The organism is Streptomyces sp. ADI95-17 (assembly GCF_003846175.1).
Lineage (GTDB): Bacteria > Actinomycetota > Actinomycetes > Streptomycetales > Streptomycetaceae > Streptomyces > Streptomyces sanglieri.
In genome coordinates this window covers 253,127-275,812 of record NZ_ML123049.1, presented here as the reverse complement: position 1 = coordinate 275,812, position 22,686 = coordinate 253,127, and the positions used below count along the sequence as shown (strand labels likewise).

Sequence of the window (22,686 nt, the reverse complement as noted above, 5' to 3'; positions counted from 1 at the left end):
GCAGGGCCCCGGCTGTCTGGGACGCACCGTCGATCTTCGCGCTGCCGGACCCCCGGTGCCCCGGCGGCGTCTCGTTCGGGATCGCTGTCATGGCCGCAGCCTTCCTGTACAGCGTGGCCACCGCCGCCCACCGTCCGGCCCGGTGCCCGAAATGGGTCACGGTACGTACGGCAGAGAAATGGACGGCCCTCGGAGCAATACACGGAATTCTCCCTGCCGTGTTCGACAATCTGACCTGGCTCCCTCCATCGCGTCGGCCGGTGCCATATATTTTGATGCACCGAACGAACACACGCACGAACGGCTGGCAACTCGTCGGGAATGACCGTACGTTGCCTTCCGTCACGCAAGGTGGTTCATCTTGACCGCACAGGCATCCGGAGAATCCGACGGAGTTCCCGAGGGTACGGGGCCGGTTCCCGAGTACCCCTCCCCAAGAAATGCAGAGAACTCCCCCGAGGGGTGTTGTTGTCCCCTGGGCACCGAATGCTCATTCCGATGACGGCGATCGCCTCGCACTTCTCCAGAAGTAGGCTCCTCAGCAGGGCATCGGGGCGGGGCGAGGCCGTTTCGGCCACTGATAGAGCTCCTTGAGAACGTCGTTGACCAGGTTTTTCGTGGACACTTCCGCATCCTGCTGGACCTTGGGGCCGGGCGCGGCGGCAGAGAAGAGTTCGGGGACCACCTCGGTGGTCAGGAATTCGACGAGATCCCGGACCGCCGGGTGATTGAAAAGGAAGGTCGAATCGAGCGGCCGGCCCGTTTCCTGTTCGAGGCGCCGCCTGGTTTCGACGACACCAAGCGAGGTCGGTCCGATTTCGAAACAGCTCACCTGAAGAGGCAGCACATCCTCCTCACCCGTCATCAGTTCACGCTCGAACTCCGCGACGACCAGCGATTCGAGAAGCGTCCGGCATTCGGACGGCGGAATGTCGAACAGTTCCTGAAGCCAGGGGGTGCGCGAAGTCATGCTGCTTCCATGTCGCGGACATTCGGTTCCGGTTGACCGCACTGGTCACGAATGGAAGGATCGGAGCTTCCAAGTCCGTTATTGCACAAGGGAATTGAGGACTGCGTCATGACGGGGACCATCGGGGAGCCGGACCTTGAGACCGCGGCCCGCCGCCGCGCCGAGGACCTGTACGCGAAGGACCGCACCTGTGAACTGCTCGGCATCGACCTGCGGGACGCCGGCCCGGGGCGGGCGACCGTGGGAATGCGGGTCGCGGAGACCATGGTGAATGGCCACGGCACCGGGCACGGCGGCTTCCTCTTCCTGTTGGCCGACGCGGCGTTCGCCTTCGCCTGCAACACTCACGGCCCGGCGACCGTGGCCCAGGGGGCGCAGGTCACCTTCCTCCGCCCGGCCGAGGTGGGCGACGACCTCGTCGCGGAGGCGGTGGAGCGCAGCCGGTTCGGCCGCAGCGGTGTGTACGACGTGACCGTACGCCGTTCGGACGGAGTACCGGTCGCCGAGTTCCGTGGCCAGAGCCGTAGTCTCCGGGAGCGGTGACCGGGTCCGTCACTTCGGCGACCACCAGGGGTCGCGGCCCAGCGACGCGAGCAGGCGGTCCTCGGCACTCGCCGGGCCCGCCAGTTCGACCGCCGGACGGAACGAGGCACCGGGGCGCTCCCGCGACGGCCCCGTGGGCACCTCATTGCGGGCCACCTCCGCGGCGGCGAGGACGAGGTCCTCGTCGTACGCCGCCGGGATGCCGAGCGAAGCCGCGACGTCCCAGCCGTGCACCACGTAGTCCACGAGGTGGAAGCCGATCGCGCGCGGGGCGGCGAACGTCATCGTCGGGTGGATCCACGGCAGGACGACCGTACGGTCCAGCACGCCGTCGGCGGCGAACGCGTCGAGGACCCGGTCGACGGAATCGGCGTACGCGCGGCGCGGATCGTCGAGCGGCGTCTCCTGCCAGACCGCCTCATCGACCGGTCCGCCCCCGGCTGCCGCGGCGAAGCCGAGGTGCTGCGCGGCCATGTGGGCGAGGAGGCGCCGCAGGGACCAGCCGCCGCACGGGGTGGGGGCGTCCCACTGGTCGTCGCGGGCCAGCGCGACGATCTCCGCGCTGCGCAGTACGGCCCGGCGGTCGAGCTCCCGGACCTTCACCCGCGACGGGTCCGTGCTCGCGTCCGTGTCGGTCATGGTCGGCCCTTCTCCGGTGTGTTCTCCCGCCACCGGCGCCGAACCCGGTCCGAGCGGCGTGGTACCGGGGCGGGGGCCGGGCGGTCGTCGGTCTAGTCGGTCCCGGCAGGCTCGGCCTCCCGGGCAAGGATCGCGTAGACGTACTCGCTGCCCCAGCCCCGGCCGTCGCGGTCGCTCTCGATCAAGTGCGCCTCCCGGCGCATCGAAAGCCGCTCGCAGATCCGCGCCGACGCCGTGTTGTCCGCGTCGAGGCGGGCGAACAGCCGGTGCACGGACAGCTGTTGGAAGGCCAGATCACGCAGGGCGAGCGCCGCCTCGGTGGCATAGCCCCGGCCTCCGTGGTCGGGGTGGAAGACCCATCCGATCTCGGCCTGCGCGGCGTGCACACTCGACAGCGAGACCACCACCTCGCCGATCACCCCTGGAGTGTCGCGACGGCAGACCGCCAGCGTCAGGCTGTCGCCGTCCTCCTTCCAGTGGGTACCCCGTCCGATGCGTTCGATGACCTCCGCGCAGCGCGCGCGATCACGCGGCGGCCGGTAGAGATACCTGGCCACCTCGGGCAGCCCTTGATACGCATGCATGTCGTTCAGGTCGTCCTCCGCGAAGAGCCGGAGAACCAGCCGGTCCGTTGTCAACGGCCCCGAGAAGACAGTCGTGTCCATACTCATCCGGCTTCCTCGAAATCCGTGATCGCCGTTCCGTCATCAGCAACCTAGGCCACCGCCGCGCGACCTGGCCAGGGAATTCGGCAGGCGCTGCTGACCGGGTACCCGTGCGGGCCGGGCTCGGGCGGTCTTCGCGGCAGGCTCCGGAACCGCGGCGGTGGCCGCACGTCCCGGAACGGGCGCCCACCACCCGTGCCCGGTGCGGTCACCTGCCCAGCCGGCGGCGGTACGCGCGCATCGACAGCGGGAAGAAGACGGCCACGAAGCCGGCCATCCAGACCAGGCCGCCCAGCAGCGGGCCCATGACCTGTCCCTCGCCCAGCAGCAGTGCCCGGTTGACGTCCGTCATCAGGGTGACCGGGTTGACGTTCACCCATACCTGCACCCAGCCCGGCATGGAGTCAGCGGCGGCAAAGACGTTGCTGCCGAAGCTCAGCGGCATGACCGCGCCGATCAGGACGCCGGGGACGGCGGCCGGGGAGTCGAGCAGGATGCCCACCAGGATCGCCATCCAGCAGATGCACAGTCCGAAGGTGATCATGAGACCGACCGAGGCCAGGACGGCCACCGGATTGGTGTGCACCCGGAAACCCATGAGCGTGCCGACGGCCAGCACCACGGTGACCGACACGAGGTAGCGGGCGACATCGCCGATGACGATGCCCGCGAGCGGGGCGGACCGGGCGATCGGCAGGCTGCGCAGCCGGTCGAAGAAACCCTTGGAGATGTCCGTGCACAACGCGACGCCGGTGCCGATGGTGACGTAGAGCGGGCTGAACACCATCAGCCCGGGCACCAGTTGCTGAAGGTAGGCGTCCCGGTCGCCGCCCCCGATGGCACCGCTGAACAGCAGCGTGAACATGAACAGCATCAGCAGCGGCTGGAGTGTGACGTCGAGGATCGCCCCGGGACTCTTCCTGAGCTTGGTGATGTTCCGGGAAGCCAGGGACAGTGTGCTCCCGACGGCTTCGAGGGGGCCCACGGGAGGGCTCGTACGAGTGGGGGTCGTCATCGCAGCTTCTCTTCCGTGAGGGTGGCCCGTACGCCGCCCGGGCTGGTGATCGCGAGGAACGCCTCGTCCATGGTGGGCAGCCGCAGGCCGAGTTCGTCGAAGGCCACCTCGGCCGCGTCGAGCTTGTGGACCAGGGCGGAGAGGAGCTCCGGGTCCTGGACCGGCACGGTGAGCCGGCCGGTGTCCTCGTCCCGGGCCGGCAGCTGCCCGGTGAGGCCGAGGATGATCTCGGCGACGGTGTCCACCTGCTCGCGGCGGGCGGCCCGGACCTCCAGGGTCTGTCCGCCGGTCATCCTCTTGAGCTCGTCCGGACGTCCCTCGGCGACGACCGTTCCGTGGTTGAACACGGTTATGCGGTCAGCGAGTTGGTCTGCCTCCTCCAGGTACTGCGTGGTGAGCAGTACGGTGACCCCGTCGGCGACGAGTCTGCGCACCGTGTCCCACACCTCGTTGCGGCTGTGCGGGTCGAGGCCGGTGGTCGGCTCGTCCAGGTAGAGCACGGAGGGCCGGCCGACCAGGCTCGCCGCGAGGTCGGCACGGCGCCGCATGCCGCCCGAGTAGGTCTTGACCGGACGCGACTCGGCCTCTGCGAGGCCGAAGTCGGCCAGCAGCTCCCGGGCCCTGACGCGGGCATCGGCGGCCGGCAGCCGCAGCAGCCGGCCGATGAGCGTGAGGTTCTCGACCGCGCTGAGCTCCTCGTCGAGCGCCGCGTACTGACCGGTCAGGCCGATAATGCCGCGCACCCCGACCGGGTCGCGGACCACGTCGTACCCGCCGACCACGGCGCGGCCCGCGTCCGGGGTCAGCAGGGTCGCGAGAATGCGTACGGCGGTCGTCTTCCCGGCTCCGTTGGGGCCGAGGACGCCGTGTACGGTACCGGCGGGCACGGCGAGGTCGACATCCCGCAGAGCTGTCGTCTCCCGGTACCGTTTGGCCAGTCCCTCGGCCTCGATCGCGAGCGGCATCGAAGTTTCCCTTCGGTAGTCCGGCGGGCTCGATGTTTCCACCGGCCGGATCGGAGTCACAAGGTCGTTAAGCCCACGTCTAATCGCACCGCTCAGGCGGAGTACTGGGCCCTGAGCAGATCGGCGACGCCGAAGGCCAGTTCGATGGACTGGACGGCGTTGAGGCGTGGGTCGCAGGCGGTTTCGTAGCGGGTGCCGAGGTGGCGGTCGACGATCTCTTCCAGATCTCCGCCGAGGCATTCCGTGACGTCGTCACCGGTGAGTTCGAGATGGATTCCGCCGGGGTGGGTGCCCTCTTCCCGGTGTACGGCGAAGAACTCGCCGATCTCGGCGGTGATGTCGCCGAGCCGGCGGGTCTTGTAGCCGCTCTCGGAGACGAACGTGTTCCCGTGCATGGGGTCGCAGGCCCACACCGGGTTGTGACCGGTGGAGCGGACCGCGTGCAGCAGCGACGGCAGCAGCTCGGCGGCTCTGCCGACGCCGAGCCGGGTGATCAGGACCAGCCTGCCGGGCTCACGAGCCGGGTCCAGGCGTTCGCACAGTTCGCGCAGACCGGCCGGGGTGGTGCCGGGGCCGACCTTGACGCCGACCGGATTGCCGACACCGGAGAGCAGCTCGACGTGGGCGCCGTCGGGACGACGGGTGCGGTCGCCGATCCAGAGCATGTGGGCACTGGTGTCGAACCAGGTGCGGCGGTGCTCGTCGTAGCGGGTCAGCGCCTGCTCGTAGTGCGGGAGCAGCGCCTCGTGCGAGGTGTAGAGCTGGATCTGGTGGAGCGCTGCCTGGGCGCGGGTGTCCACACCGCACGCCGACATGAAGCGCAGCGCCCAGCCGACGTCGTCCGCGGCCCTCTCGTAGCGGCGGCCGGCCGCGCTGCGCCGGACGAACTCCTGGTTCCAGCCGTGGGCCTGGCCGAGATCGGCGTAGCCCCCGAGGGTGAGGGCCCGCAGGACGTTGAGGGCCGCGGAGGAGTGGTGGTACGCGCGCAGCATCCGGTCCGGGTCGGGGCGGCGGGCCTCGGCGGTGAACTCCGGGGCGTTGACGATGTCGCCCCGGTACGTGGGGAGTTCGAGGCCGTCGGCCACCTCGGTCGGGCTGCTGCGCGGTTTGCCGAACTGGCCGGCGATCCGGCCGACCTTCACCACCGGCAGGCCCGATCCGTACGTGAGCAGGACGGCGACCTGGAGGATCACGCGGAGCTTGCTGCGGACGCCGGCCTCGGTGCAGGAGGTGAACCGCTCGGCGCAGTCACCGGCCTGGAGCAGGAAGCCCCGGCCGGCCGCCACGCCGGCGAGGGCGCCGCGCAGTCCCATGATCTCGTCGGGCAGGACCAGCGGAGGCTGGAGGGCCAGGGCGTTCTCCACCCGCTGCAGGGCCTCGGTGTCGGGCCAGTCGGGCTGCTGTGCGGCGGGCAGGGCGCGCCAGGATCCCGGCGTCCAGGAACCGGGGGCCCGGGGCCCGGGACCGGCGGCCGGCCCCGCGGGGGTCGCAGTGGTCGACGGCAGGCTGGTGATGGTCATCCGATCAGCTCCTTGATCACAGCACCGGGGTGCTCGGCTCGCATGAGGAGTTCGCCCACGAGGACGGCGTTCACTCCGGCCCGTTCGAGTGCGCGGGCGTCGTCCGCCCCGCGTACACCGCTCTCGCCGACCATGACCGGTCCCGTTCCGGTCCGGTCGGCTCCGATCCGCTCGCGCAGCCGGGCCGACAGCGTCCGGTCGATCCGGAAGTCCCGCAGGTCACGGTGGTTGACGCCGATGGCGGTGGCACCGGCGGCGAGCGCGATGTCCACCTCGCCCTCGTCGCGCACCTCGACCAGCGGCTCCATGCCCAGCTCCCGGGTGGCCACGACGAGTTCGGCCAGCCGCGCGGCCGGCAGCGCGGCGACGATGAGCAGCAGCGCGTCCGCGCCGAACGCGCGGGCCTCCGTGATCTGGTACTCGTCGACGACGAAGTCCTTGCGCAGGACTGGGATGTCCACCTCGGCGCGTGCGGCGGCCAGGTGTTCGGGGGTGCCGCCGAATCCGGCCTCGTGGGTGAGGACGGAGAGGGCCGCGGCCCCGCCGACGGCATAGGCGCGGGCCAGTTCGGCCGGCCGGTAGTCCTGGGTGAGCGGGCCCTTGGAAGGGCTGCGGGGCTTCAGCTCCGCGATGACGCCGAGCCCCGGGGCGCGCAGCGCCGCGATGAAATCCCGGGGTGCCGGCGCGGCGGCTGCCCGGGCGGCGAGTTCGGCCGGCGGACGGACGGCCCGGCGGCGCTCGGTCTGCAGCCGGGCCTCGTCCACCAGGGTGGCGAGGATGCCGGTCGGTGGTGCGGTTGTCACGCGGACACCTCCAGTTCGGCCCCGGCGAGCTGCCGGGAGACGGTGGCCCAGCGGGCCAGCAGGGCTTCGGCGTCGCCGCGGTCGAGCGCCCGCGCCACCAGGCCGAGGGCGGCGGGCCAGCTGTCCGCCGTGCCGGCGACGCGCAGTGCGGCGGCGGCGTTGAGCAGCACGGCTTCGCGGGCCGGGCCCGGTTCGCCGGCCAGCACGCGACGGATGACGGCCGCGTTGACGGTGCGGTCGCCGCCGGCCAGGTCGGCGGGGGTGTACGGGCGCAGGCCCAGCCGCGCGGGGTCGAAGCGGTACGCGTCGCGGCTGCCGTCGGGCAGCAGCTCGACCACCCGGGCGGGTGCCCCGGTGCTGAGTTCGTCCATGCCGTCCTCGCTGTGGAACACCATGGCGCGCCGGGCGCCGAGCCGGGCCAGCACTTCGGCCATCGGCTCGACCAGGTCGGCGCTGGGGACGCCGAGAGTGCGCAACCGGGCTCCGGAGGGGTGGCAGAGCGGGCCCAGCAGGTTGAAGACGGTGCGGGCGCCGAGTTCGCGGCGCGGGGCGGCGGTGTACCGGAAGGCCGGGTGGAACTCGGGCGCGAACAGGAAGGTGATGCCGGTGGCGGCCAGGCAGGCGGCGGCCGCCCGGGGCCCGAGGTCGATCCGGACCCCGAGCTCCTCCAGGACGTCGGCGCTGCCGCAGGCCGAGGAGGCGCTGCGGTTGCCGTGCTTGGCGACCCGGGCGCCGCAGGCGGCGGCAACGATCGCGGACGCGGTGGAGATGTTGAAGGTGTTCAGGCCGTCGCCGCCGGTGCCGCAGGTGTCCAGCACGTCGCCGTCGAACGGCACGGGCGTCGCGAACTCCTGGGCGGCGCGGGCCATCCCGGTCAGGTCGTCCACCGAGGTACCGCGCACGGTGACGGCCAGGGCGAAGCCCGCGATCTGGGAGCCGGTGGCCTCGCCGCGCATGATCGTACGCATGGCGGCGGCGGCCTCCGGCTCGGTGAGCGGGCGCCTGGTGATGGTCTTCAGCAGCTCAATCAACGTGACACTCCAGGAAGTTGGCGATCAGCTGCTTACCTTCGGGGGTGAGCACCGATTCGGGGTGGAACTGCACGCCGAAGGTGGGGTGTTCGCGGTGCCGCAGGCCCATGAGGGTGCCGTCGGCGGTGCGGGCGGTGCCGGTGAGAACGGCGGGGAGGCTGTCCGGGTCGACCACCAGCGAGTGGTAGCGGGTGGCGGTGAAAGGGTCTGGCAGGGCCGCGAGGACGCCGCTGCCGTCGTGGTGGACCGGTGAGGTCTTGCCGTGCACCGGGGTGCCACGTACGACGGTCGCGCCGAATGCCTCGGCGATGGCCTGGTGGCCCAGGCAGACCCCGAGGATGGGCAGCCGGCCGCTGAGCGCCCGGACCGCCTCGACGGAGAGACCGGCGTCGGCGGGGGCGCCCGGTCCGGGCGAGATGAGCAGGAGGTCGTGGGCGGCGAGCTCGTCCAGGGTGGTGGCGTCGTTGCGGAAGACGTGCGGGTCGCCGCCCATCTCGCCGAGGTAGTGCACCAGGTTGTAGGTGAACGAGTCGTAGTTGTCGATGACCGCGACGCGGGGCGCAGCGGGCGGGGTCGTCATGCGTGGGCCTCCGCCCGATTGACGGCGGTGATCACGGCGCCCGCCTTGTGGAGGGTCTCGCGGAACTCGGCGCCGGGGTCGGAGTCGGCGACGATGCCGGCTCCGGCCTGCACATGGACCTGCCCGTCGGCGACGACCATGGTGCGCAGCACGATGGCGAAGTCGGCGAGGCCGTCGTGGCCGGCGAAGCCGAGCGCGCCTCCGTAGACGCCGCGCTGCTGGGGCTCCAGTTCGGCGATGATCTCCATCGCCCGGATCTTGGGGGCCCCGGAGAGGGTGCCCGCGGGGAAGGTGGAGCGCAGCGCGTCCAGCACGGTGCGGCCTTCGGCGAGCCGGCCGGAGACGGTGGACGACAGGTGCATCACGTGGGAGAACCGCTCGACGCGCATGATCTCGTCGACGGTGACGCTGCCGGTCTCGGTGACCCGCCCGAGGTCGTTGCGGCCGAGGTCGACGAGCATGACGTGCTCGGCGCGCTCCTTTTCGTCGGCGAGGAGCTCGTACTCCAGGTCGAGGTCGGTCTCCGGGTCCGGGTGCCGGGGCCGGGTGCCGGCCAGAGGCCGGGTCTCCACCCGGCGGCCCTCGGCCTTGACTAGCAGCTCGGGCGAGGCCCCGATGACGTGCCGGCCGGCGCCCAGGCTCAGGTGGTACATGTACGGCGACGGGTTGGTGGCCCGCAGGTGCCGGTAGAGGTCGAGCGGCTCGGCACGCAGTGGCCGGCTCAGCTGCCGCGAGAGCACGATCTGGAAGGCGTCGCCGGCCGCGATGTACTCCTTGGCCCGTTCGACACTGCTGCGGAAGGCCTCCTCGGTGAGGTTCGCGGTCCAGCCGGCCGTGGGGTCGGCGGCCGGACCGGCCGGCAGGATCGGGCGGCCGGAGAACCGGGGGCCCGGGATCGGCTCGCGCAGCCGCCGCCCCATGTGCTCGATCCGCTCGACGGCCTCCTCGTACTCCTCGGCGGCCGGCCGGTGCAGGGTCATCAGGAGCACGCGCTGGGTGGCGTGGTCGAAGACGATCAGGTCGTCGGCGGCCAGGAAGGCGGACTCGGGGAGTCCGGGCGGCGGCCCCGCGGCGACGGGCAACTGCTCGAAGTGGCGTACGGATTCGTATCCGAGGTAGCCGACGACGCCGCCGTGGAAGGGCGGCAGGCCTGCTACGGGCGCCTCCGAGGCGGCGAGCCGGGCTTCGAGGGCGGCCAGCGGGTCGCCGTCGGGCAGGTCCAGCGGGACCGGGCGGTGGCCGACGTACGAGTAGCGGGCGAAGCCGCCGGAGACGGGCACGCTCTCCAGCAGGAATCCGGGCTCGTCGGACCCGCAGAGCAGCGCGAACGCGGCGACCGGGGTGAGGGTGTCGGTCAGGAACTCCTGGCGGAGCGGGACGACTTCGTGGGTCCGGCCCAGTGCGGCGGTGGTGGCCCGGTCGGGCACGGTCGCGGGCTGGGCCGCGGGTCGAGTCGCGGGCGGGGCCGCGGCTGTCGCCTCGATGGCGGCTTCGGTGAGGGCCGACACAGGTGTCCTCCAAGTGAATTCGGTCATCTTCGGTACTGCGTCGGGAGGGGGTGTCCGGACCGGACCGTAGCCCCGTGGCCGGGTACGCACCATGAGTTTCAATTTCCGCCGAAGGACCCCCGGGCACCCCACCGCGACCCGGCGGACGCCGCCCACCTGCGCCGATACCTCCCCGGAGGGCAAGTTTCCGGCCGGTAACAGTGAAGAATTCATATTCCGGATGGAGAAGAACTCATACCGGGAAATGCGAATTACTCACGTTGCAAAGAAACAAGCCGATGTCTAAAGTGGGCGACGCTGCATGGGGGAGGAGGTGCATGTCGTTTGAACACGGTGCACATTCCGGCAAGGGGGAATTATGAAAGACCCGGCTCACCGCCGCCTGGCGGGCTGGATAATGGGCGAGGAATTCTCGTGCCTGGCGGCCAAATCGGCCGTACGCCGAAAGACTCTGACGCTCGTTCAACTGGGCAAGATGGGCAGCTCGGACACGACGTCGGACCTGCACACGGCAATTTCCGAATTCGTCTCCGAGGAATTGTCCCCGCACGAGAATTTCGCGACGCTCGTCGCCGTGTTCGAGGAACCGAACGGACTCACCGAGCCGGAATTCGACGAGTTGATGTGGCAGCAGCTCACCGACCTGCACCACCTCGACCTCGACCGGGGGTTCGCCTGGGCACCGGACGTCGCCGAGGACCCGGCCTCGCCGGACTTCGCGTTCAGTCTGGCCGGGCACCCGTTCTTCGTGGTCGGCATGCACGAGCACGCCTCCCGGATCTCCCGCCGCTACGACGGCCCCGCGCTCGCCTTCAACTCCAACCACCAGTTCCGGCGGTTGAAGCAGTCAGGCGTCTACTACGGCCTCCAGCGCCGTATCCGGCAGCGCGAAGAGCGGCTGCAGCACTCCATCAATCCCAACCTCACCGAGTTCGGCGAGGCGTCGGACGCCCGCCAGTACTCCGGCTCGGCAACCGACGAGCAATGGCGCTGCCCCTTCCAACCGCGGGGCGGCACGGCGTCCGGCTCCTGAGCCGCCGCACGGTACCCGGCCCCTTCTTCGATCATGGAGTGCCTTCCGCCATGCAACGCGTGCATTTTTCCGCCCAGGACCTGGCGCGCACAGTCGTCAAGGTCGCCGAGCGCCCCCTCGTGGAGACGCTGTTCGCCCTTGACCTGCTGGCCCGTCAGGGCGGCGGCGAGGACTACGCGTCCTGGCGCCAGCGGACCACCGGCCGGCTCGGCCGGCGCTCCTGGTCCCTGCTGACGCTGGCCCGCACCCTGCGCCCCGTCCCCGACCTGCTGCACATGGCCGAGAACGCGGCGAACCCGAAGACCGGGACCGAGCGGCAGAACCTGGTCGCGATGCTGGAGGACTTCCACAAGGTGGCGCTCGCGCCCTACTGGGACCGGGTCTCGGCCGCCCTGGAGGCCGACTGCACCGCCCGCGGCCGCACCGTGCTGGCCGGCGGCATCGAAAGGCTGTTGTCCACCGTGCACCCGATGGTGCGGTGGAGCGGCGGTGTGCTGGAGATACCCAGCCACCGCTCGCAGGACGTCGTCCCGGGCGGGGCCGGCCTGTTACTGGCCCCGTCGCTCTTCCTGTACGACCGTCCCGTGCTGATCCCGGCGGCCGGCCGGAACCGGCCGCCGGTACTCGCGTACCCGGTCGCGGGCGGCACGGCCGAGGCCGTACTGGCCGCGCCCGCGGCCGAGCAGAACGCGGCCGACGCGCTCGGCCCGCTGGTCGGACGCACCCGGGCGGCCATCATGAAGAGCCTGGCCGAGAGCTGCACCACCACCGAACTCGGCCGCCGCATCGGCATCTCGGCCGCCTCCGCCAGCCAGCACACCTCCGTGCTGCGCAGCGCCGGACTGATCACCACGCACCGGCGGCTCAACACCGCCCGCCACTCGCTCACCCCGCTCGGTGCCGCCCTCCTGGACGGCTTCCACCACCGGGACCTGGCGCGGGCGCACATGTAGCCGACGGCCTCGGCCCGCAGGGCCGGGCCGCCCGTCAGCCGCGGTCGGTGAGCTGTGCCAGACGGGCGGCGATCCCGTCGGCGGGGGCGTCGCACATGACGTCGGCGAGCCGGCCGTCCACCAGGAACAGCACCACGTCGGCGGCGGCCGCAACGGCCGCCGCCGACGTCGTCACGAGTACGGTCCGGGCCTCGTCCTCAAGGTCCATCGCCGAGTACAGGTGCTGCGCTTCCTCCAGGTCGTCGGCGACCATCAGTTCGGGCCGGTCCCGGTCGGCGGCGGGCAGTCGCTCCCACTCCACCGGGTCGGGCGTCACGATCCGGTCGTGCCTGCCCACCCAGCCCGAGGTGGGTGTCTGGCGTCCGGTGGCGCAGGCCAGCAGGGTGCTCTTCCCCGATCCCGGCAGGCCGATCACGGCGGTCACCCCGCCGCGTACCAGCCCGATCGTCACCTCGCTCAGGACGGGCAGCGGTCCGTACGACATCGAGACGGCGTCCATTTCCAGGGCGTAGGGCGAGATATCCCGTGAGCGACAACCCTCCGGGGCCTCATTGGCATTCATTTCCGGGGACCTCCAGTGCATCGAGCGATATTGCAGAAACTACCGAGGGGCGAGGGGTCCGGGTAAGCGCGTAAGCTGCACTTTCGGTGGTGGAGCTGGCTCCACCACCGAATGGGGGGCTCAGGGTAATGCCCTCCGTAAATTCCCTGCGTAGTCTTCATTCCAGGGGCAAAAAGGCTCCCCGGCCCGCAGCGCTCAATCCCCCGCGAGCGACTGCGGGCCGGGGTCTTTTTCATGCCTGCGGCGCGGTGCTGCTGTCGGCGAGATCGTGGAGAAGATCACCCAGCCGGGCCGCCAGTCGATCAATGTCCGAACGGTCGTGCACTGCCGTCGAATATGAGATTCCGATGGTCAGCCGTTCGTCCTGCACACCACACACGACATCCAGCAGGTGAGCACGCGCCCCGGCGCCGCTCTGGGTGGCGGAGGGGTCCTCCAGCAGGCCGGCGTAGAAGCCGGGGTCGAACCCGTCCGACCGGCCCACGTAGTTGAAGCTGACGTCCGGCAGCGGCCGGCCCAACGGCGAGTCCGCGCGCAGATGGCGCAGGACCCCGTAGCCCAGGCCCTTGTGCGGCACCGCCCGCAGGCCGCGCTTGACCCCCGCCACCGCGGACCGCCAGCCCTCGCCCCCGGACACGTTCCAGGCGAACGGGAACACCGTGGTGAACCAGCCGACCGTGCGCGACAGATCGGCGCCCTCGACCACCGCCTCCTCGCGGCCGTGGCCTTCCAGGGCCACCGCCACCCGGTCCTGGCCGGTCCAGTCGGCCAGCGCCCGGCCGAGGGCCGCGAGCAGCACCTCGTTGACCCGGGCCCGGTAGGCCCCCGGCGCCGACTGGAGCAGGGCGGCAGTGGTCCGACCGTCCAGCCGCACGGAGACGGTGTCCTCGGAGCCCGCGGTGTTGGCCGCGGAGCCGGAGCCCGGCAGCCTCGGCACCCGTTCGGCCTCCTGCCAGTACGCGATCTCCCCGTCGAAGCGGCCGGCCGGGGCCAGTTCGGCGAGCCTGCCCGACCACTCCTGGAAGGAGGTGGTCCGGGCGCCCGGGCCTGGCCGCTCCCCCGCCGCGATCCGCTCGTACGCGCGGGCCAGGTCGGCGAGCAGCACGCCCCAGGAAACGACGTCGACGACCAGGTGGTGGGCGACCAGGGCGATCCGGACCGGCAGGTCCACGCCCTGGTCGAAGACGAGTGCCTTGAGCAGCGGTCCGTGGGTGATGTCCAGGCCGGCGTGCGCGCGGGCGAGCTGCCGTTCCATCTCGGCGGCGCGGGCGGCCGGTTCCTCCTGGAACAGGTCGTACCAGGTGAACCAGTTGCCGTCCTCCCGCTCCACGACGCTCTGCTGCCAGCCGCCACCGGTGCGTGTGAAGCGCGAACGCAGCCCGTCGTGGTGCTCGTACAGGGCCCCCACGGCAGCCCGGAGGGCATCGCGGTCGGGCCGCTCGGCCAGTTCGGCGTAGGCCGACATGGTGAACCGGTCGTACGAGCCCCGCTCCCCGTCCAGGAACCAGCGCTGGATCGGGGTCAGGGCCACATCGCCGGTGACCGGGCCGGTGTCCCCGGGGCCTTCCGCGCCGCTGCCCGGACCGGCCTGGACGGCCAGCTCGGCCAGGGCCGCCACGGTGGGCGCGGCGAACAGCTGCTTGGTGGAGACCGCGAGGCCCGCGTCCCTGGCCCGGGCGACCACCTGGATGCTGAGGATGGAGTCGCCGCCGAGGTCGAAGAAGTTGTCGTGGACGCCGACCTCCGGCACGCCGAGGAGCGCCTGCCACACCCCGGCGAGGGTGCGTTCGGCGTCGGTGCGCGGTGCGGTGTACGTGTCCCCGCGCGCCGGCAGCCCGGGGGCGGGCAGGGCGCGCCGGTCCAGCTTGCCGTTGGCGGTCAGCGGAATCGTGTCGAGGGCCACCCAGGCCGCCGGGACCATGTACTCGGGGAGCGATCGGGCGGTGTGCTCGCGCAGCGTCTCGGGGTCGGGGGCGGCACCGGGGGCGTCCCCGGTGACGTAGGCGACGAGGCGCTTGACACCCGGCTGGTCCTCGCGGACCTGGACCACCGCCTGGCGCACGTCCGGGTGGGCGGCCAGGACGCTCTCGATCTCGCCGGGCTCGATGCGGAAGCCGCGGATCTTGACCTGGTCGTCGGCGCGGCCCACGAACTCCAGCTGCCCGCCGGGGAGCCAGCGCACCACGTCCCCGGTGCGGTACATCCGCTCCGCCGAGAAGGGCGAGGCCACGAAGCGGCTCGCGGTCAGGGCGGGCCGGCCCAGGTAGCCGCGGGCCACGCCCGCGCCGGTGACGTACAGCTCGCCGGGGACCCCGGCCGGCACCGGGCGCAGCCAGGTGTCGAGGACGTACACCTTGGTGTCCAGGTTCGGCCTGCCGATGGGCGGGACGGTGCCCGGCGCGAGGCGCTCGCTGATGGTCGCGGAGATGGTGATCTCGGTGGGCCCGTACGCGTTGTACATGGCGCGGCCGGGTGCCCAGCGGTCGACCAGCTCCGGCGGGCAGGCCTCGCCGCCCACCACCAGGGTGCGCAGCTCGGGCAGTTCCGCGGTGCCCGCGCCGGCCAGCGCAGCGGGCGGGACCATGGCGTGGGTGACCCGCTGCCGGGTGAGCACCTCGACCAGTTCCTCGCCCAGGACCCTGCCCGGGGCGGGCAGGACCAGGGCGGCGCCCACGGACCAGGCCATCAGGATCTCCATGACGGAGGCGTCGAAGTTGGCCGAGGCGACCTGGAGCACCCGGGATTCGGGGGTGATCGTGAAGCGGTCCGCCTGGGTGGCGGCGAAGGCGGCCACACCCCGGTGGCCGACCAGCACGCCCTTGGGGACGCCCGTCGATCCGGAGGTGTAGATCAGGTACGCGCCCGCGTCCGGCGAGACCGGACCGGGTCCGTCCCGGCCCTGGAGAACGGCCTCGTGTCCCTCTCCGTCGTCGACCAGCAGGGTGCGCGCCGCCGTGGCGTCGAGCAGCCCGGCACGGTCCCCGTCCGTGAGCACCACCGGGGCACCGGAGTCGGTGAGCATGAACGCCCGCCGGTCGGCCGGGTATTCGGGGTCGAGCGGGAGGTAGACCCCGCCCGCCTTCACCACGGCGAGCAGTGCGGTGATCCAGTCGGCGCCGCGCGGCAGGCACACCCCGACGACGGTCTCGGGTGTGACGCCCTCGGCCCGCAGCCGCCGGGCCAGGGCCGTGGCGCGGTCGTCGATCTGCGCGTAGGTCCAGGTCCCGGTGTCGGTGACGACGGCCGGTGCGGCGGGCCGCAGGGACCGCTGCCGTTCGAACAGGGCGGGCAGCGACAGCGGTGCGATGTCCGAGCCGGTGGCGTTCCGCTCGTGGAGCAGGGTGAGCCGCTCGTTCTCGGAGAGCAGTTCCAGGTCGGACAGGGTGCGTGCGGGGTCGTCCGCGAGCGCGGTGAGGATGGTGACCAGGTGGCCCGCCATACGGCGGATCGTGGCTTCGTCGAACAGGTCCGTGTTGTGGACGAGGTGGGCCTGGAACTCTCCGTCGCTCTCGCCGAAGTCGAAGGTGAGGTCGAACTGCGAGGTCCGGGATTCCAGCGGGTGGTCCGACCAGCTCAGCGCGGCCGGCGCGGCGGCGGCCGCGCCGTGGCCCTCGGCCGGGCTCTCGTAGCTGATGACCGCCTGGACCAACGGGCTGCGGCTGGGGTCGCGTTCGGTGACCACGGCGTCGACGACCCGGTCGAAGGGCACCTCGGAGTGGGCGAAGGCGTCCAGCACGGTGCGGCGCACCGAGGACAGCAGCGCGGTGCCGGTGGCGGTCTCGTCGATGGTGGTGCGCAGGGCCAGGGTGTTGACGAAGAAGCCGACCAGGCCCTCCAGTTCGGCCCGGTCGCGGCCGGAGGTGACGGTGCCGAGCACCACGTCCTGCTGCCCGCTGTAGCGGGACAGCAGCAGCTGCGCGGCCGCGGTCAGGCCCATGAACAGGGTGGCGCCCCGGGCCTGGCAGACCTCGGTGAAACGGGCGAGCAGTCCGGCCGGGATCACCGTCCGGAAGCTCGCGCCGCGGGTGGTGCGCTCGGCGGGGCGCGGCCGGTCGGTCGGCAGCTCCAGGACGGGCGCACCGGCCAGCTGTTCGCGCCAGTAGTCCAGGGCGTGCTCCATCGCCTGGGGGGTCAGCCGCTCGCGCTGCCAGACCGCGTAGTCCGCGTACTGGACGGGCGGTTCGGCCGGGGTGCGGCCCTCGTACAGCCCGGTCAGCTCCCGGGTGATCACGTTCATCGACCAGCCGTCGGTCACGATGTGGTGCATCGACAGGACCAGGATGTGGTCCCGGTCGCCGATCCGGACCAGGGTGGGCCGCAGCAGCGGTCCGCCGCGCAGGTCGAAGACCTCGGCGAACAGGGACCGGACCAGTGCGTCGGCGCCCTCGGCGCCGGGTTCGACCACCGGCAGCGGGACCGGGGCGGCCGGGTGGACGATCTGGACGCCCTGGCCCCCGGCGGTGGTGAAGGTGGTGCGCAGCGACTCGTGCCGGGCCACCAGGGCGTCCAGCGCCCCGCGCAGTGCGACGAGGTCCAGCGCCCCGGTCAGCCGCAGCGCGATGCCGGAGTTGTACTCGGTACTCTCCGGGTCGAGTTCGGCCGCGAACCACAGCCTGCGCTGGGCGTACGAGAGCGGCAGCGCGCCGTCGCGGGCGACCGGTCGGACGGGGTCGGCGGGTTCACGCGTGGGTGTGGCCAGGGGGGCGAGCCCGGCGACGGTGGGCGCGTTGAACAGGTCGCGCACGCTGGTGTCGTATCCGGCCGCACGGAGCCGGGAGACCGCCCTGGTGGAGAGGATCGAGTCGCCGCCGAGGTCGAAGAAGTTGTCGTGCGCGCCGATCCGTTCGAGACCGAGTACGTCGGCCCAGACCGCGGCCACGGTCTTCTCGGCCGCCGTACGGGGTGCGGTGTACGCGTTCGCGAGGGCCGCGGGGTCGGGGGCGGGCAGGGCGCGCCGGTCCACCTTGCCGCTCTGGTTGAGCGGGAAGGCGTCCAGCAGCAGCCAGGCCGCCGGGACCATGTAGTCGGGCAGGGCGTCGGCTGCGTAGCCGCGCAGCTCCGCCGCGTCGGCACCGTCCGCACCGCCGGTGCCCACCACGTAGGCCACCAGCCGCTTGACACCGGGCTGGTCCTCGCGGGCCACCACCACGGCCTGGGTGACCGCGGGGTGGCGGGCCAGTACGGTCTCGATCTCGCCGAGCTCGATGCGGAAGCCACGCACCTTGACCTGGTCGTCGCGCCGGCCGAGGAACTCGACGGTGCCCTCGCGGGTCCAGCGCACCAGGTCGCCCGAGCGGTACATGCGCCCGCCGGTGAACGGGCAGGCCACGAACCGTCCGGCGGTCAGGCCCGGCTTGCCGACATAGCCGCGGGCCAGGCCGGCGCCCTCGATGTACAGCTCGCCGACGACCCCGGCCGGGACCGGGCGCAGCCGGGCGTCCAGCACGAAGGCGCGCGCGTTGCCGACAGGGCGGCCGATCAGGGGGCGTTCGCTGCCCCGGGCGGTCCAGGTCAGCGAGTCGCAGGTGCACTCGGTGGGCCCGTAGAAGTTGTACGCGGTGACCTCGGGGTGGGCCCGCAGGGTGTCCCAGATCTGGCCGTCGACCGCCTCGCCGCCGAAGACGATCACGCTCGGCACATGGGTCTCGTCGGCCAGCAGCCCGTCCGCGATCAGCTCGCGCAGGTAGGTGGGCGCCTCGTCGATGACGTCGATCCGCGCGTCCCGCAGGTAGTCGCGGAAGGCCCGCAGGTCGATGTGGGTCTCGTGGTCGACGGGGTGCAGCTGGTGGCCGCCGACCAGCCACAGCAGGGCGACGCAGGACGCGTCGAAGGAGATCGAGGCGGTCTGGGCCATCCGCATCTGCCGGCCCCGGGAGGTGGGCTCGAACATGCGCCGGCGGTGGTGGGCGAAGAGGTTCCGGAAGGCACCGTGCCGGATGAGGGTGCCCTTGGGCAGACCGGTGGAGCCGGAGGTGTAGATGACGTACGCGAGGTGGTCGGCGGTCAGCCGGGGTACGGCGGGGGCCTGCGGGTCTCCTTCGGATCCGCGGTCCGGGGTCAGCAGGATGCCCTCGTAGTCGGCGAACCGGTCGGCCAGGTGGTCCTGTACGAGGACGGTCGCCGCGCCCGAGTCGGCCAGCATGTGGCGTACCCGGTCGGCCGGGTAGCCGGGGTCGATGGGCAGACAGGCGGCACCGGCCCGGAGGATGCCGAGCAGGGCGACGACCACGTCGGTGCCGCGGTCGGCGCAGATGCCGACGACGGTGTCGGGTCCGGCACCCCGCTCGCGCAGGCGGTGGGCCAGCCGGCCGGCGGCCCGGTCCAGCTCGGCGAAGGTCAGCCGCTCCTCGCCGTGGACCAGGGCGACGGCGTCGGGCGTGCGGGCGGCCTGGGCCGCGAACAGCTCCGGAAGCAGCGGCTCCGGGATGTCCTGAGCGGTGTCGTTCCAGCCGTGGGTGAGGGTGTGCTCCTCCTCGGGGGTGAGCATGCGGACGTCCGCGAGCGGCTTGTCGGGGCCGGCTATCTCGCCGACCACGGTCGCCAGGTGGGCGCCGAGTCCGCGGACGGTGGCCTCGTCGAACAGGCCGGTGTTGTAGTTGATCACCGCGGTCAGCGAGCCGTCGCGCTCGGCGAAGTCCACGGCGAGCTCGAACTGCGCGGTGTCGACGTCGAAGGGCTGGTCCTGCCAGGTCAGTCCGGCGCCGGTGGTGGGCCGGGGCGTGGTCTCCATGCTGACCAGGGCCTGCACCAGGGGGGTGCGGCTGGGGTCGCGTTCGGTCACGACGGCGTCCACGACCCGGTCGAACGGGATCTCCTCGTGGGCGAAGGCGTCCAGCACGGTCTCCCGTACGGCGGCCAGCAGGTCGGCGACACTGCGCTGCTCGTCGATCCGAGTGCGCAGGGCGACCGTGTTGACGAAGAACCCGATCAGGTCTTCGAGTTCGGCCCGGTCGCGGCCGGAGGTGACGGTGCCGACCACCACGTCCTGCTGGCCGCTGTAGCGCGACAGCACGAGCTGCACGGCGGCGACCAGCCCCATGAACAGGGTGACTCCGCGGGCCCTGCACACCTCGGTGAAGCGGGCCACGACCTCGGCCGGGACCTCGAATTCCGCCAGGGCACCGGCCCAGGTGCGCTCGGCCGGGCGGGGCCGGTCGGTGGGCAGTTCCAGGACGGGTGCGCCGGCCAGCCGCGCGCGCCAGTGGTCGAGCCCCGCGGCGAGTGCCTCCGGGGTCAGCCGCTCGCGCTGCCAGGCGGCGTAGTCGGCGTACTGGAGGGCGAGCGGGGGCAGTTCGACGCCCCGGTACAGCAGGTCGAGCTCGCGGACCACGACGCCCATCGACCAGCCGTCGGTGATCATGTGGTGCATCGCGAGGACCAGGATGTGCTCCTCGTCGGCGACCTTGAGCAGGGTGGGGCGCAGCAGCGGCCCGGTGCGCAGGTCGAAGACGACGCCGAGTCCGGCGCGTATCCGCCCGGGGACGTCCGCGGGCGCGCAGCGGACGACCGGCAGGTCGACGGGGGCGGCGGGCCCGATGAGCTGGACGGCCTCGCCGTCGGCTTCCGCGAAGGTGGTGCGCAGCGGCTCGTGCCGGGCGACGAGGGCGTCCAGGGCCCCACGCAGTGCGGCGAGGTCCAGCGGGCCGGTCAGCCGCAGGGCACCGCCGGAGTTGTACTCGGTGCTCTCCGGGTCGAGTTCGGCCGCGAACCACAGCCTGCGCTGGGCGTACGAGAGCGGCAGCGCGCCACCGTCCCGCGCGGCCGGGGCCGGCGGGGCGTCCGGGCCGAAGGCTCCGGGCAGGTCGTCGGCCGCGCCGATCTCGACGGCCAGGGCGGCGACGGTGGGGTGGTCGAAGAGGGTGCGGACGGCGGCCGGGTAGCCGGCCCGGCGCAAGCGCGAGACGGCCTGGATGCTGAGCAGCGAGTCGCCGCCGAGGCCGAAGAAGTCGTCGGCCGCGCCGATCCGTTCGGCGCCGAGCACCTCCGCGAAGACGGTGGCCACGGCACGCTCGGCCTCGGTCGCGGGCGCGATGTACTCGCGTACGAGGGTGGACAGGTCGGGGGCCGGCAGGGCCTTGCGGTCGACCTTGCCGTTGGCGTTGAGCGGGAAGGCGTCCAGGACCACGCAGACGGCCGGGACCATGTACTCCGGCAGCGAGCGGGCCACGAACTCGCGCAGTTCGGCCGGATGGGCGCCGTCGGCGACGGCGTAGCCGACGAGCCGCCGGGTGCCGGGCTGGTCCTCGCGGACCACGGCGACCGCCTGGGACACGGCGGGGTGCCGGGTCAGCGCGGCCTCGACCTCGCCCGGTTCGATGCGGTGGCCGCGTACCTTGACCTGGTGGTCGGTGCGGCCGAGGAACTCCAGCTGGCCGTCTGTACGCCGCCGTACGAGGTCGCCCGTGCGGTACATGCGGCCGCCGGTGAACGGGTTGGCCACGAAGGCGCTCGCGGTCAGGCCCGGACGGCCCGCGTAGCCGCGGGCGACGCCGGGTCCGGCGAGGTGGAGCTCGCCGGCGGTGCCGTCGGGCACCGGCCGTAGCCAGCCGTCCAGCACGAAGGCGCGGGCGCCGTCGATCGCCCGGCCGATCGGGGGCGTGGCGGTGGCCGGGGCGAGCGGGTCGCTGAGGGTGGCGGCGACGGTGGTCTCGGTCGGCCCGTAGGCGTTGACCAGGATCCGGCCGGGCGCCCAGCGGGCGGGGATCTCGGCGGGCATCGCCTCGCCGCCGGAGACCAGTGCGCGCAGGTGCGGCAGCGGTATGTCGGGCAGGGTGGAGAGCGCGGCGAGCGGCAGCATGGCGTGGGTGATCCGCTGCTCCTCCAGCAGCCGGGCGAGGGGCTCGCCGACGGTCTGGTCGGGTCCGGCGAGCACCAGGGCGGCGCCGACCGTCCAGGCGTTGACGAGGTCGCCCATGGCGACGTCGAAGCCCAGGGAGACGCTCTGCAGGATGCGGGAGTCGCCGTCGAGGTCCAGGGCCCGGGCGTGGGCGGCGCCCAGGTCGCGCAGGCCGCGGTGGGTCACGGCGACGCCCTTGGGGGTGCCGGTGGAGCCGGAGGTGTAGATGAGGTAGGCCGCCGCGTCCGGGTGGCCGGGGCGGACGGGTGGGACCGGGCTGGTCTCCGGGCCGAGGGCGAGGAAGTCCACCGCGTTCAGCTCCGGGGCTGCGGAGTTGCCGAGTACCAGCCGGGCTCCCGCGTCGGCGGCCATGAAGGCGAGCCGGTCGGCGGGGTGGGCCGGATCGAGCGGCAGGTAGACCGCGCCCGTCTTGGCCACCGCGAGCAGCGAGACCAGCCAGTCGACGCCGCGCGGCAGGCTGACGCCGACCACGGTCTCGGGGCCGATGCCGCTGCCGGCGAGCCGGTGGGCCAGGCCGTTGGCGCGGGCGTCCAGTTCGCCGTACGAGAGCACGGTGCCCCCGTCGACCACGGCGGGTGCCTCGGGCCGGCGGGCCGCCTGGGCCTCGAAGAGGCCGGGCAGGGTCACGGTCGGGCGCGGCCGGCCGGCGGGCCCGGAGGCCGTGCCGGCGGTGAACCGGTCGCGCTCGGCCGGGGTGAGCAGCGGGATGCGGGCCAGGCTCTCCTCGTCGAGCAGGCCGCGGAGCAGGGTGGCGAGCCGCTCGGAGAGCCGCCGCGCGGCCGTGTCCCCGAATACCGCGGGGTCGTAGGACACGCGCAGCGAGACGCCCGGGGCGTTGTCGCCGACGAGCTGGCGGCCGGTGAAGGCGGTCAGCGAGAGCGGGTAGTCCCCGCCCTGGACGGCGGCGTCCGCCTCGGTGACGGCGAGACCGTGGCGGGCCGCGAGGTCGTCGGCGACCGGGTAGTTCTCGAAGACCAGGACGCTCTCGAAGAGGCGGGTTCCGGCCGGCAGGTCGGCGAGCGCGGTGAGCTCGGGCAGCGAG

Annotated in this window: 15 protein-coding genes; 3 read left to right on the top strand and 12 right to left on the bottom strand. The window is 72.5% G+C overall.

Translation table 11 applies throughout. The features are described from left to right. Positions 1-538: 538 nt before the first annotated feature. The gene (locus EES42_RS28055) at positions 539-970 is read right to left on the bottom strand and encodes an acyl carrier protein (RefSeq protein ID WP_124721069.1); all 432 of its coding nucleotides are present in this window, start codon (positions 968-970) and stop codon (positions 539-541) included. A 108-nt stretch (positions 971-1,078) separates the two neighbouring features. Between EES42_RS28055 and paaI the strand changes: the two genes are divergently transcribed. After that, positions 1,079-1,513: a hydroxyphenylacetyl-CoA thioesterase PaaI gene (gene paaI / locus EES42_RS28050; RefSeq protein WP_206433623.1), complete on the top strand. Its 435-nt coding sequence runs from the start codon at positions 1,079-1,081 to the stop codon at positions 1,511-1,513. 9 nt (positions 1,514-1,522) lie between these two features. On the opposite strand, the gene EES42_RS28045 is transcribed toward paaI, so the two are convergent. From EES42_RS28045 to EES42_RS28005, 9 genes are all read right to left on the bottom strand, one after another. Continuing rightward, on the bottom strand, positions 1,523-2,152 hold the full coding sequence (locus EES42_RS28045) for a TIGR03086 family metal-binding protein (RefSeq protein WP_206433614.1): 630 nt from the start codon (positions 2,150-2,152) through the stop codon (positions 1,523-1,525). Positions 2,153-2,244: 92 nt separating this feature from the next. After that, entirely contained in the window at positions 2,245-2,817 is a 573-nt protein-coding gene (locus EES42_RS28040; RefSeq protein ID WP_124721542.1) for a GNAT family N-acetyltransferase, read from the bottom strand. Between the two features lie 208 nt (positions 2,818-3,025). Next, positions 3,026-3,832, bottom strand: a complete 807-nt coding sequence (locus EES42_RS28035; RefSeq protein WP_124721067.1) for an ABC transporter permease — start codon at positions 3,830-3,832, stop codon at positions 3,026-3,028. Further along, positions 3,829-4,797 carry an ATP-binding cassette domain-containing protein gene (locus tag EES42_RS28030; protein WP_124721066.1) on the bottom strand — a complete coding sequence of 323 codons (969 nt, stop codon included), beginning with the start codon at positions 4,795-4,797 and terminating at the stop codon, positions 3,829-3,831. Before EES42_RS28030 ends, EES42_RS28035 begins: the two co-directional genes overlap by 4 nt. A gap of 92 nt (positions 4,798-4,889) precedes the next feature. After that, a complete protein-coding gene (locus EES42_RS28025; RefSeq protein ID WP_124721065.1) occupies positions 4,890-6,317 on the bottom strand; it encodes a class II 3-deoxy-7-phosphoheptulonate synthase in 1,428 nt (475 codons plus the stop codon). Beyond that, complete coding sequence (gene trpC, locus EES42_RS28020; RefSeq protein ID WP_124721064.1) at positions 6,314-7,120, bottom strand: indole-3-glycerol phosphate synthase TrpC; 807 nt, start codon at positions 7,118-7,120, stop codon at positions 6,314-6,316. The genes EES42_RS28025 and trpC overlap by 4 nt, the downstream gene beginning before the upstream one ends. Next, complete coding sequence (gene trpD / locus EES42_RS28015; RefSeq protein WP_124721063.1) at positions 7,117-8,151, bottom strand: anthranilate phosphoribosyltransferase; 1,035 nt, start codon at positions 8,149-8,151, stop codon at positions 7,117-7,119. The genes trpC and trpD overlap by 4 nt, the downstream gene beginning before the upstream one ends. Beyond that, positions 8,144-8,731 carry an anthranilate synthase component II gene (locus tag EES42_RS28010; protein ID WP_124721062.1) on the bottom strand — a complete coding sequence of 196 codons (588 nt, stop codon included), beginning with the start codon at positions 8,729-8,731 and terminating at the stop codon, positions 8,144-8,146. The genes trpD and EES42_RS28010 overlap by 8 nt, the downstream gene beginning before the upstream one ends. After that, a complete protein-coding gene (locus EES42_RS28005) occupies positions 8,728-10,266 on the bottom strand; it encodes an anthranilate synthase component I family protein (protein WP_124721061.1) in 1,539 nt (512 codons plus the stop codon). Before EES42_RS28005 ends, EES42_RS28010 begins: the two co-directional genes overlap by 4 nt. Positions 10,267-10,597: 331 nt before the next feature. Between EES42_RS28005 and gntA the strand changes: the two genes are divergently transcribed. Together gntA and EES42_RS27995 are read left to right on the top strand one after the other, a co-directional pair. Then, the gene (gntA, locus tag EES42_RS28000) at positions 10,598-11,272 is read left to right on the top strand and encodes a guanitoxin biosynthesis heme-dependent pre-guanitoxin N-hydroxylase GntA (protein ID WP_206433612.1); all 675 of its coding nucleotides are present in this window, start codon (positions 10,598-10,600) and stop codon (positions 11,270-11,272) included. Positions 11,273-11,322: 50 nt separating this feature from the next. Continuing rightward, on the top strand, positions 11,323-12,225 hold the full coding sequence (locus tag EES42_RS27995; protein ID WP_124721060.1) for a winged helix-turn-helix domain-containing protein: 903 nt from the start codon (positions 11,323-11,325) through the stop codon (positions 12,223-12,225). Positions 12,226-12,259: 34 nt separating this feature from the next. On the opposite strand, the gene EES42_RS27990 is transcribed toward EES42_RS27995, so the two are convergent. Both EES42_RS27990 and EES42_RS27985 read right to left on the bottom strand, forming a co-directional pair. Beyond that, on the bottom strand, positions 12,260-12,724 hold the full coding sequence (locus EES42_RS27990; protein WP_124721059.1) for an ATP-binding cassette domain-containing protein: 465 nt from the start codon (positions 12,722-12,724) through the stop codon (positions 12,260-12,262). Positions 12,725-13,019: 295 nt separating this feature from the next. Beyond that, the coding region (locus tag EES42_RS27985; RefSeq protein ID WP_124721058.1) for a non-ribosomal peptide synthetase at positions 13,020-22,686 on the bottom strand (9,667 nt) is incomplete at its 5' end.